Source organism: Aeromonas sp. HMWF015 (assembly GCF_963878965.1).
In the GTDB taxonomy this organism is placed as follows: domain Bacteria; phylum Pseudomonadota; class Gammaproteobacteria; order Enterobacterales; family Aeromonadaceae; genus Aeromonas; species Aeromonas veronii.
On the sequence record NZ_CAWNZT010000389.1, the window covers coordinates 1 to 10,351 of the forward strand.

Genomic DNA, 10,351 nt, shown 5'->3' on the forward strand with positions numbered 1-10,351 from the left:
CGCCGCCATGCAGAGCAGGTAGACCAGCACGAAGTTGCCGTTGGCGTAGCGGATCAGCTCATCGAGCGGCAGTCGCAGCCAGATGATGAGGGTGATGCAGAGCAGACAGATGGCGAGCACCAGACCGAGCGCCCGCAGCGGCGCACCGCGCGCGGTGAGCACGGCCAGCGAGGGGGGCAACTTGCCTTCCCGCGCCATGCTCCAGATCAGCCGGGCAAAGCCCTGAATGTAGATATTGATGCTGGCAAAGCAGGAGAGGTAGCCGAGCACCGCCACCAGCCACTTGGCGGTGGGGCCGAACAGCAGCGCCAGCAGGGAGGGGATGGCGGTGGCGTTTTTCGCCTCATCGCCGTAGAGGCCATATTTGAGCACCACCAGCGAGTGCACCCAGTAGATGAGCCCCGCCAGCAGCACACCGCCGAGCAGGGCGATGGGGTAGTCCCGCTCCGGCCGCTTGAACTCCTCCCCCATGTGAGCGAAGGCTTCCAGCCCGACGAAACACCAGAACATCACCGCCAGCGCGGTGGCCATAGGGGGCCACTCATCCGCGCTAGGCAATGGCCGGGCCGCATCGCGCCAGCTCACTTCTCCCTTGAACCAGATCAGCAGGGTCAGCCCCAGAATGGCGAGCGCAATCAGCAGTTGCAGATTGCCGGAGGAGCGCGCCCCGCGCAGCCCCAGCAGAAAGACCCCGAGCAGGGTCAGCAGCTGGATGGCCCAGAGGGTCCACTCCCCCATATCGAACAGGGCGTGCCAGAAACCGGCGGCGATCATCAGGGCGGCGGGCAGCCCCACCGGCAGCACCGCCAGAAACAGGAAGGCGGAGAAGCGCTCGGCGCCGTTGCCAAAGGCGAGGCCAATCAGGTGCGGCGCGCCGCCCGCATGGGGATAGCGGCGGCCGAGGCGAGCGAAGGTAAAGGCGATGGGTAGCACCAGCGCAATCAGCAGCAACCAGGCCCAGAGCGAGGCCCCACCCGCCAGCGAGGCGGCAGTCGCCGGTACCACGAAGATCCCGGTGCCGAGCAGCGAGGTGGCGAGCAGCCCCATCCCCTGCCAGAGCCCGAGATCCTTTTTCAACCCAGACATATCCTTTTGTCCTGACTAGAAAAACATCCCGCCATGTTAGGCCTGCCCCGCTCCTTTGTTAAGCACGGTGGCGAGAATATGCAGCCTTTTATTCAGGCTCGGGCTCAGCTTGCAGGGATTCGGCCAGAAAATCCCCCAGCAGGGTGATCTTGAGCACCTGCCGCCGCGCCGCCGGATAGATGAAGTAGAGGGTCTTGGCCGGGCTCTGATAGCGACCAAGCAGCGGCAGCAGACGCCCCGCAGCGATATGGTCACGCACCTGTTCGGCTGGCTGCAAGGTGATGCCAGCCCCCGAGAGCGCAGCCGTCAACAAGGCTGGCCAGTGATTGATGCGCAGGCGCGAGGCAACCCGCACCTCCTCGCTCTGACCATCCTCGCCGACAAATTGCCAGCGCTCATGCTCGCCCCAGTTGCCGTGCAGACACTGGTGGCGAACTAGATCGGCCGGATGACGGGGCACGCCGTGGCGATTGAGGTAGTCAGGGGCAGCGCAGAGGCGGTAGTGCTGGGTCAGCAGCGGACGGGCAATGAGTGCCTCATCCTGCGGGCGCAGGGTGCGGATGGCGGCATCGAACCCCTCCTCCACCAGATCGACCCAGCGCGGGGTGAGCTGCAGATCCAGATCCAGCTTGGGGTAGCGGTCGAGAAAAGCGGGCAGCAGCGGCACCAGCCGGTGGTGGCCAAAGCTGAGGGGAGCGGCGATACGCAGCCGTCCGGCCGGCTCGGCCAGCAGATTCTGGGTGAGTGACTCGGTCAGAGCCATCTCCTCCAGTACCCGCTGGCAGCGAGCGAGAAAAAGCTGGCCCAGTTCGGTGAGAGTCTGCTGGCGGGTGGTCTTGTGAAACAGCTTGCCCCCCAGCCACTGCTCCAGTCCCAGCACATGCTTGCCCACCATCTGGGCGCTGATCCCCTCTTCGCTCGCCACCGCGCTGTAGGAGCCGAGATCCACCACCCGGGTGAAGATACGCATGCTGGTCAATCGGTCCACAACCGCTCCTTTGTTCGTTCCTGAGTAACACGACCCGCTACAGAGCCCTGATTCACAACCAAAAGTTTAGTAAGAAATGGATTTTAGCCAATTTATTTAACTTTTGGTTACCAATACAGTGATGCCGTCCCTTCCCCACAGGATAAATCCCCATGAAAAGCACCTATCTGGCCGCATTACTGGTCGGTCTGCTGGCCAGCGGCGCCAGTCAGGCCGCCGAGAGCAGCTTTATCAGCAACCACGATCAGGCCCCTGCCTCAGCAACTCAAGCCCGGCCCGATATCTTTCGGGTCAGCCTGCTCGGCACCGGCACTCCGGTACCCCAGATCAGCCGGGGCGGTTACAGTACCCTGGTCGAAGCGGGCAACCAGAAGCTGGTGTTCGATTTTGGCCGCAACTCCGCCACTCGCCTGTGGCAGCTGCATATCCCCATCGGCCGGGTCAACGCCTTCTTCCTCACCCACTTTCACTCCGACCACACCAACGGGCTGGCGGATCTCTGGCTGACCGGCTGGCTGCAACCGGCCTATGGCCAGCGCCACGCGCCGATGGAACTCTACGGCCCCAAAGGCACCACAGCCCTCGCCCGTGGCTTGCAGCAGGCCTACGCCACCGACATTGCCACCCGGGTCAAGGATGAGGGAACGCCGCTGGACGGGGTGGAGATCAACAGCCACGAGGTCACCGCCGGGGTGGTCTACAACCATGACGGGGTCAAGGTGACTGCCTTTGACAACGACCACGGGGTCAACATCAAGCCGTCATTCGGCTATCGCATCGACTACCACGGCCACAGCGTGGTGCTCTCCGGCGATACCCGCTACAGCCCCGAAGTGGTGAAGCAGGCCAAAGGAGCCGACCTGCTGGTGCACTGCGTCTCCATGACCTCTGCCGAGCAGATGAAGGCCAACCCCGGCTACAAGGCGATCGCCGGTCACCTCGCCTCCCCCGAGCAGGCGGCCCGGGTAATGAACGAAGCCAAACCGGCGCTGACCGTGTTCAGCCATATCGGCCTCAACGGCAAGATCAGGGTGAAGGATCTGGCGCAGGATCTGCGCGCCCGCTACTCGGGCCCCTTCGTCATCGGCAACGACCTGATGCAGATTGATCTGCCTACCACGGCCTCCGGCAAGGGCTATGCCCTCTGGCAGTCGGAGAATATCGACAACAAATAGAGGCACGGATGCCGGTCAGCCATGGCCGGCATCCGCAATCGACACCGGGGGCTATCTTTAAGGGGTGTTTGACCACAAGGAGTTATCTCTATGAGCCTGAAATGGAAGCACCTCGCCCTGGCCACTCTTCCCTTGTTCGGCATGTCGGTCGCTCAGGCGGCGGTGTTGACCAGCCTTGAATGGCCCCCTTACACCAGCGCCAGCCTGCCTGAACAGGGCAAGAGCAGTCAGGTGGTGACCGCAGCCTTTGCCCTGGCTGGCGACCTGCTGACTATCAAGTTCTATCCCTGGCAACGGGCCGTGGACGAGGCAACCAACAACCCCGAGGTACTGGGTTATTTCCCCGAGTATCTCGACCCCAAGAGCAGCTGCCTCTTCTCCGACCCCATAGGTAACGGCCCTCTCGGGTTTGCCCAGCGAGCCGATCAGCCGGTCACCTGGCAGAGCCTTGATGACCTCAAGGGCAAGAAAATTGGTGTCGTCACCGGCTATGTGAATACCACCGAGTTCGACGAAAAAGTGGCCAGCAAGGCGCTCTCGGCCGATGCCACCAGCTCGGACAGCCAGAACCTGCTGAAACTGGGCAACGGTCGACTCGATCTGGCGGTCATCGACCAGAATGTGATGACCTATCTGCTGGAGAGCGATCCCCAACTCAAGGACGTTGCCGCCAACCTCGGCTTCAACGGCAAAATCCTCGAGGACAAGTCCCTCCACGTCTGCTTTACCAACTCCGCCAAGGGGAAAGAGGCGCGGGACAAATTCAACAAGGCGCTGGCCAGCGACGAGGTGAAGAAGCTGATGAAGTAGCGATACCGCATCCGCTCACCGCCCCAAACAGCCATAAAAAAAGCCGCCTCTTGCGAGGCGGCTTCTTCATTCAACTTGGTAACCGGAGTTATCAGGCAATCAGCTTGTAGATGATACCGGACATGGCGATCAGGCCGATGATGGTCACGAACACGTTGCTGATGTTGCCAGCGTATTTGCGCATGGCCGGAACCTTGGTGATGGCGTACATCGGCATCAGGAACAGCAGCATTGCGATGATCGGGCCGCCCAGGTCTTCAATCATGCCGAGGATGCTCGGGTTGATGGTGGCGATGGCCCAGGTGGTCAGGATCATGAACACTGCAGTCACTTTGTTCAGCTGCTTGATGTCAACGTTCTTGCCCTTCTCGCGCAGTGCTTTGGCCATCAGGCCGTTCATGCCCTCTTGCGCACCCAGGTAGTGACCCAGGAAGGATTTGCTGATGGCAACCATGGCGATCAGCGGAGCCACAGTGGCGATAACCGGGTTATCGAAGTGGTTGGCCAGGTAGGACAGGATGGAGATGTTCTGTTCTTTGGCAGCAGCCAGGTCAGCCGGGGAGAGGCTCAGTACGCAGCTGAATACGAAGAACATAACGGTCATCACCATCATGACATGGGCGCCCAGCAGGATGTTGCTGCACTTCTTCTCGGCACCTTCACCGTAACGACCTTTGTTGTCCACCGCGAAGGAGGAGATGATCGGGGAGTGGTTGAAGGAGAACACCATAACCGGGATAGCCAGCCACAGGGTCTTGATGAAGTCACCGTTGAAGGCGTCGGACAGGGCCGGAGCTTCAGTGATGATGGCACCGTTCCAATGCGGGATCAGGTAGAACGCCAGGCCCATCAGGGTGATCACGAACGGGAATACCAGCACGCTCATCGCTTTGACGATAACCTGGCCGCCCAGACGAACAACCGCCATCAGACCGAGGATCAGCGCCAGTGACAGAACGGCACGGGGAGGTGCAGACATGCCCAGCTGGTGAACAATCACGCTCTCGACGGTGTTGGTGATGGCAACTGAATACATCAGTACGATCGGGTAGATGGCAAAGAAGTAGAGCAGGGTGATGAATTTGCCTGCGGTCTTGCCGAAGTGCTCTTCTACTACTTCAGTGATGTCGCCATCACGGGTAGAGCCGGACAGCACGAAGCGGGCCAGACCACGGTGAGCGAAGAAAGTCAGCGGCAGAGCCAGGATCAACATGGCAACCAGCGGCCACAGACCACCTACACCGGCGTTGATTGGCAGGAAGAGCACACCGGCACCGATCGCGGTACCGTACAGACCCAGCATCCAGACCACATCGGCCTTGTTGATGCCGCGGGAAGTGTTGCTGGCTAAACGACCATCAGCTGCAATATTCATGTCAGACATACGTTGTTCCTGTCATCTAGGAAAAATGGGATTCTTGTTTGTTCGGGCCCTCGGCCCGGTTCCATCTCCCTGGAACACCTGCTGTTCATCCTTGTCATTAACATCTCGCACCCCGGCAGTCTGGCCATCACTCCTTGTGACAACAAAACAGCAACAAACAACAGTGCGAGATTTTGACCCTGAGGGTCAGCGCCCGTCTCACTTAACAACCGATTAACGTGCACCACTCTTGATAGGCTGACTTTAATTAAATGCCCCTATTAATCACAGCGTTTTTTTGAATTAATCAACCAAAGTTTGATTCCGGTCGCCTTTCGGACGACTAAGATCACACTCAAAACGCCTTATTGTCAGTTTTTTTTAACAATTCAACTTAGTTTCACTGGAATCAATGGCCTGCGGACAGATACATTTTCATAACAATTCGCACATTCCGCGCGGATTGTGTGCAGCACGGCCTTGACGTACCCTTGTGACTCACGCCTTTTTGTTGATTAATGATGACCATTACCCGTACCGATCTCGCCGAACTGGCGGTGTTTGCCGCCGTCGCCCGTCACCGCAGTTTCAGCAAGGCCGCCCTCGAACTCGGGGTCTCGGCCTCCGCCCTCAGCCATAGCCTGAAAGGATTGGAAGCGCGGCTGGGGGTGCGGCTGCTCAACCGCAGCACCCGCGCCGTGGTGCCGACCGACGCGGGCCAACGGCTGCTCAAGCAGTTGCTCCCCACCCTCAATACCCTGGAAGAGGCGCTCAGTGAACTGGCCCGCAACAGCGACGAGCCGGTGGGACGACTCAAGCTCTGTGCCCCACGCGGGGCCATCGACAGCCTGCTGGCGCCGGTGCTGATCGACTATCTGCGCCGTTATCCCAGAATGCAGGTGGAGGTGGTGGAGCAGGAGCTGATGCCCCGGCTGATTGAAGATGGCTACGATGCCGCGCTCTTTTATGGGGATCTGCTGCCCAAGGAGATGATCGGCATCCCTCTCGGCCCACCCCAGCGTTATCTGGTGGTGGGCTCCCCGGCCTATCTGGCGGAGCACGGTACGCCGGAGCACCCGAGCGAGCTGAGCCGCCACGCCTGTATCGGCTATCGCCTCACCCCGCACCACCACTATCGCTGGGCCTTTGCCGCCGATGGCACCATGCTGGAGATCGAAGTGACCGGGCCGCTCACCACCAGCACCCCGGCCCTCTATCTGGGGGCCGCAGAGGCGGGGCTGGGGCTGGCCTACTGTCTGGAAGAGGAGGTGAGCCAAAAGGTCGCGGAGGGGAAACTGCTCACCGTGCTAGAGCCCTGGTGCCCCACCTTTGCCGGTTTCTACCTCTTCTATCCCAGTCGGCACCAGTTGGGCAGCGGCCTGCGCATCCTGATCGACATGCTCAAGGCCCACTACCAACACCCCGGATTAATGAGCAAGGCTCAGCAATTCATCAAGTGAAACCCTGATTATCACCAAATAAGTATTAATCTAGACTAGCTGTTCGATAATCGAGCTCCCCGAGAGAACAGATATGTCTGCCTATTTAACACTGCGGCAACGGGCCATGACCCGTCGCTTCTGGGCTTACGCCCTCCCCTCCATTCTTGCCATGCTGGTCTCGGGGGCCTACTACCTCGTCGACGGCATCTTCGTCGGCCACTATGTCGGCGCCGCTGGCCTCGCCGGGATCAACCTGGTCTATCCGGTCATCATGGTGCTGATCGGGCTGGCCGCCATGATCAGCATGGGGGCGGCCACCGCCATCTCCTTCCAACAAGGGGCGAAAAACGACACGCTGGCCCGTCAAGCGCTGGTCAACGCCCTCTGGCTGCTGGCCGGTCTCGGGATAGTTGCGCCGGGGCTGCTCTATTACACCCACACCGATATCCTGCTGGGGCTGGGAATTGAACAGGGCACCGAGACCTGGAAACAGGCGAGCGACTACCTCACCTGGATTGGCGGCGGTACCCTGCTGCTGGCCAGCAATCTGGCGGTGCCCTATCTGCTGCGCAACGATGGCCGCCCGAAACTGGCCATGGTGCTGGTGAGCAGCGGCGCCGTGCTCAATATCATCCTCAACTACATCATGGTGGGTCTGCTGGGACTGGGACTGATCGGTACCGCGCAAGCCACCCTGATGGCAGAGGGTGCGGTGAGCCTGATCGGCCTAGGCTACTTCTTCACCCCCTGGGCGCGGCTTCGCCTCAGCTGGCGGGATCTGGTGCCCAACCTCCCCGCCATGCCGCACCTGCTCTTTACCGGTCTGCCGAGCCTGATTGCCCAGTTCAACCTCGGGCTGCTATTGATGCTGCACAACAGCCAGCTGATGGTGTATGGCAATGTGAAGGATCTGGCGGGCTTTACCGTGGCCGGTTACACCGAAGCGGTCTTTATCGTCATTCTGCAGGGGCTGGCGTTCGGCATTCAGCCGCTCATCAGCAAGGCGGCAGGGGCCAAGCGCCATCGCAACCTCAAGTACCTGATGGAGATGGGGCTCAAGTTCACCTTTATCTACGGCATGCTGGTGTGGCTCACCATCCAGCTGCTGCCGGGACAGGTCGCCATGCTCTATACCGGCGACAAGGATCCCGAACTGCTGGCCGCCGCCATCAGCAGCCTGACCCTCAACCTCGGTGCCATTCCGCTGGAGGGGATCATCATGTTCGGCATCGTGCTGCTGCAATCCATGGCGCGCACCCGTCAGGCACTGGTCATCTCCATCGCCAAAACCGTGTTGCTGCTGCCGCTCATCTTCCTGCTGCCACAACTGTGGGGCCGTGATGGGGTGCTGATGGCCCAGCCCGCGACCGTGCTGCTGCTCACCCTGCCGCTCTGCTGGCTGCTTTGGCGCGAGTGGCTGCGCCTGAAAATGGCCTGCGCGCCAAAAGCCAAACAGCGCCCACAACCGGCCCGCGCACGCGCCGCCGTCCAGCTGGCCCGTTAAGGCCACCCATCCCGCGTAGCAATAAAAAAACCGGCATCCATTGATGCCGGTTTTTGCTATATGGGCGGGTCTGCCTGCCCTCACACAAGGATTCAGGCCAGCACTGTTGCCCCTACTTATGCCAATACTTCTGGCCTGAGCTGGGCCATCAGCCCCGGGTTGTCGGAGTAATCCACCGGAATGGCCACCACAGCAGGCCCCTCCACCGCCAGCGCGGCCCGCAGGGTAGCGCGCAGCTCATCGGCCGAACGCACCGCGAAACCGGCCGCCCCGAACGATTCGGCATAGCGTTTGAAGTCGATGGGGCCAAAAGAGACGCCGGAGGTGCGGCAATACTTCTGCTGCTCCTGCATTGCCACCATGTTGTAGCCGTTATCGACCCAGATGATGTGAACGATATTGCTCTTGAGCCGCACCGCAGTCTCCAGCTCCATGCTCGACTGCATAAAGCTGCCATCCCCCGATACCGAAATCACCTTCTCACCCGGCCGCACCAGCGCCGCACCGATGGCCCACGGCAGTGCCACCCCCATGGTCTGCTGACCATTGGAGATCAACACCTGACGAGCGCGGAAGCTGTAGAGGTAGCGGGCAATCCAGATATGGAAGCTGCCCATGTCGACGCAAAGGGTCATGTCGTCGCGCACCAGATCCTGCAGCTCGCGCACGATACGCAAGGGGTGAACCGGATTGCCGTGCAGATCGTCGGCCCGCATCGCCAGTCGCAGCCGCTGCTGGCGAACACCTTGCAGCAGCCGATCCACCTCGGGGGGACGGATTTTCGGATTGCCCATGATGCGGGTCAGCTGCAACAGGTTGGCCCGGATCGACCCCACCAGCTCGGCGGTCGGGCAGTAGCTGCTATCGATATCGGCAGGCAGCACGTCGATATGGAGGATGCGCCGCTCCCTGTCGCCATTCCACAGCACGGGGTCGTACTCAATGGGGCTGTAGCCGATGCAGATCACCAGATCGGCCCCTGCCAGCAGCTGATCCCCCGGCTGGTTGTTAAAGAGCCCGACCCGCCCGGCAAAGTCATCGAAGTGGCAGCTGTCCACCACCCCGGCGGCCTGATAGGTGCCGGTCACCGGCAGCCGCGCCTTGTCGAGGAAGGCGCGCACTGCCTCGGCATTCTCCGGCCGGCTCGCCATCAGGCCGAGCAGCACCACCGGATTCTCGGCGTTGCGCAGCAGGGTCAATGCCTGCTCCATATTCTGCTCATCGGCGCAGCCCGGCTCAGGCACCTCACGGGGCACCAGCACATTGCCCTGAACCGGCTTGTTGATGATATCCATCGGCAGGCTGACAAACGCCGCCCCCGGCCGCCCCAGCTCGGCAGCGCGAAAGGCGTTGGCCATCACTTCGGAGATCGCCGCCCCGCTGTTGACCTGAGCGCTGAACTTGGTGACCGGACGGCAGAGGTTGACCGTATCCATGCTCTGGTGGGTGAGCTTGAGACCGTCGGCACGGCGCACCGCACCGCCCAGCGCCACCATGGGGTCCCCCTCCGAGGTGGCCGTCGCCAGCCCGGTAATAAGGTTGGAACAACCGGGGCCCGAGGTGACCAGCGCCACCCCCGCCTTGCCGGTGAGGCGCCCCACGGCGGCCGCCATAAAGGCGGCGTTCGCCTCGTGGCGCACCACTATGGTCTCGATGGGAGAGTCCTCCAGCGTATCGAACACCCGATCAATCTTGGCCCCCGGGATCCCGAACACCTGCTTGACTCCTTGCGCCTCCAGATGACGAACCACCAGCTCGGCACCGCACTTCCACTGTCTGTTTTCCATGATATTGCTCCTTGTCTATCAGCCTTCGGCGGCCTGAATGGCGCGATCGAGATCGGCAGGGTTGAGGTCGGCCTGCCGGAAAGCGGGATCCGATGGCAGGGCCAGATTGAGGTGACGCACCACAGAAAGCCGCAGGGTGCCGTGGGCCATGGTGTAGTCGAGCAGATGACCGCCCCCCTTGCGATCGGCGGTGATC

General features: G+C 61.3%; 9 protein-coding genes. 4 read left to right on the forward strand and 5 right to left on the reverse strand.

The features are described 5' to 3' along the window. A partial coding sequence (gene yjeH, locus AACS18_RS20050) for an L-methionine/branched-chain amino acid transporter (protein ID WP_108613130.1) occupies positions 1-1,086 on the reverse strand: 1,086 nt, incomplete at its 3' end. 88 nt (positions 1,087-1,174) lie between these two features. Beyond that, positions 1,175-2,074, reverse strand: a complete 900-nt coding sequence (locus tag AACS18_RS20055) for a LysR family transcriptional regulator (protein ID WP_108613121.1) — start codon at positions 2,072-2,074, stop codon at positions 1,175-1,177. 152 nt (positions 2,075-2,226) lie between these two features. Between AACS18_RS20055 and AACS18_RS20060 the strand changes: the two genes are divergently transcribed. Both AACS18_RS20060 and AACS18_RS20065 read left to right on the forward strand, forming a co-directional pair. Then, entirely contained in the window at positions 2,227-3,249 is a 1,023-nt protein-coding gene (locus AACS18_RS20060) for an MBL fold metallo-hydrolase (RefSeq protein WP_108613122.1), read from the forward strand. Positions 3,250-3,339: 90 nt separating this feature from the next. Then, positions 3,340-4,059, forward strand: a complete 720-nt coding sequence (locus AACS18_RS20065; RefSeq protein ID WP_108613123.1) for a substrate-binding periplasmic protein — start codon at positions 3,340-3,342, stop codon at positions 4,057-4,059. A gap of 91 nt (positions 4,060-4,150) precedes the next feature. Here the strand turns inward: AACS18_RS20065 and AACS18_RS20070 are convergent, their stop codons facing one another. Continuing rightward, positions 4,151-5,443, reverse strand: coding sequence for an HAAAP family serine/threonine permease (locus tag AACS18_RS20070; RefSeq protein WP_181363339.1), 1,293 nt, complete (start codon positions 5,441-5,443; stop codon positions 4,151-4,153). 500 nt (positions 5,444-5,943) lie between these two features. Between AACS18_RS20070 and AACS18_RS20075 the strand changes: the two genes are divergently transcribed. Together AACS18_RS20075 and AACS18_RS20080 are read left to right on the forward strand one after the other, a co-directional pair. Then, positions 5,944-6,882, forward strand: a complete 939-nt coding sequence (locus AACS18_RS20075) for a LysR family transcriptional regulator (RefSeq protein WP_108613124.1) — start codon at positions 5,944-5,946, stop codon at positions 6,880-6,882. 73 nt (positions 6,883-6,955) lie between these two features. Next, positions 6,956-8,368, forward strand: a complete 1,413-nt coding sequence (locus AACS18_RS20080; protein WP_108613125.1) for an MATE family efflux transporter — start codon at positions 6,956-6,958, stop codon at positions 8,366-8,368. Positions 8,369-8,484: 116 nt separating this feature from the next. On the opposite strand, the gene alsS is transcribed toward AACS18_RS20080, so the two are convergent. Both alsS and AACS18_RS23650 read right to left on the reverse strand, forming a co-directional pair. Further along, positions 8,485-10,155, reverse strand: a complete 1,671-nt coding sequence (gene alsS, locus AACS18_RS20085; protein ID WP_108613126.1) for an acetolactate synthase AlsS — start codon at positions 10,153-10,155, stop codon at positions 8,485-8,487. Between the two features lie 18 nt (positions 10,156-10,173). Then, a partial coding sequence (locus AACS18_RS23650; RefSeq protein WP_258228773.1) for an acetolactate decarboxylase occupies positions 10,174-10,351 on the reverse strand: 178 nt, incomplete at its 5' end.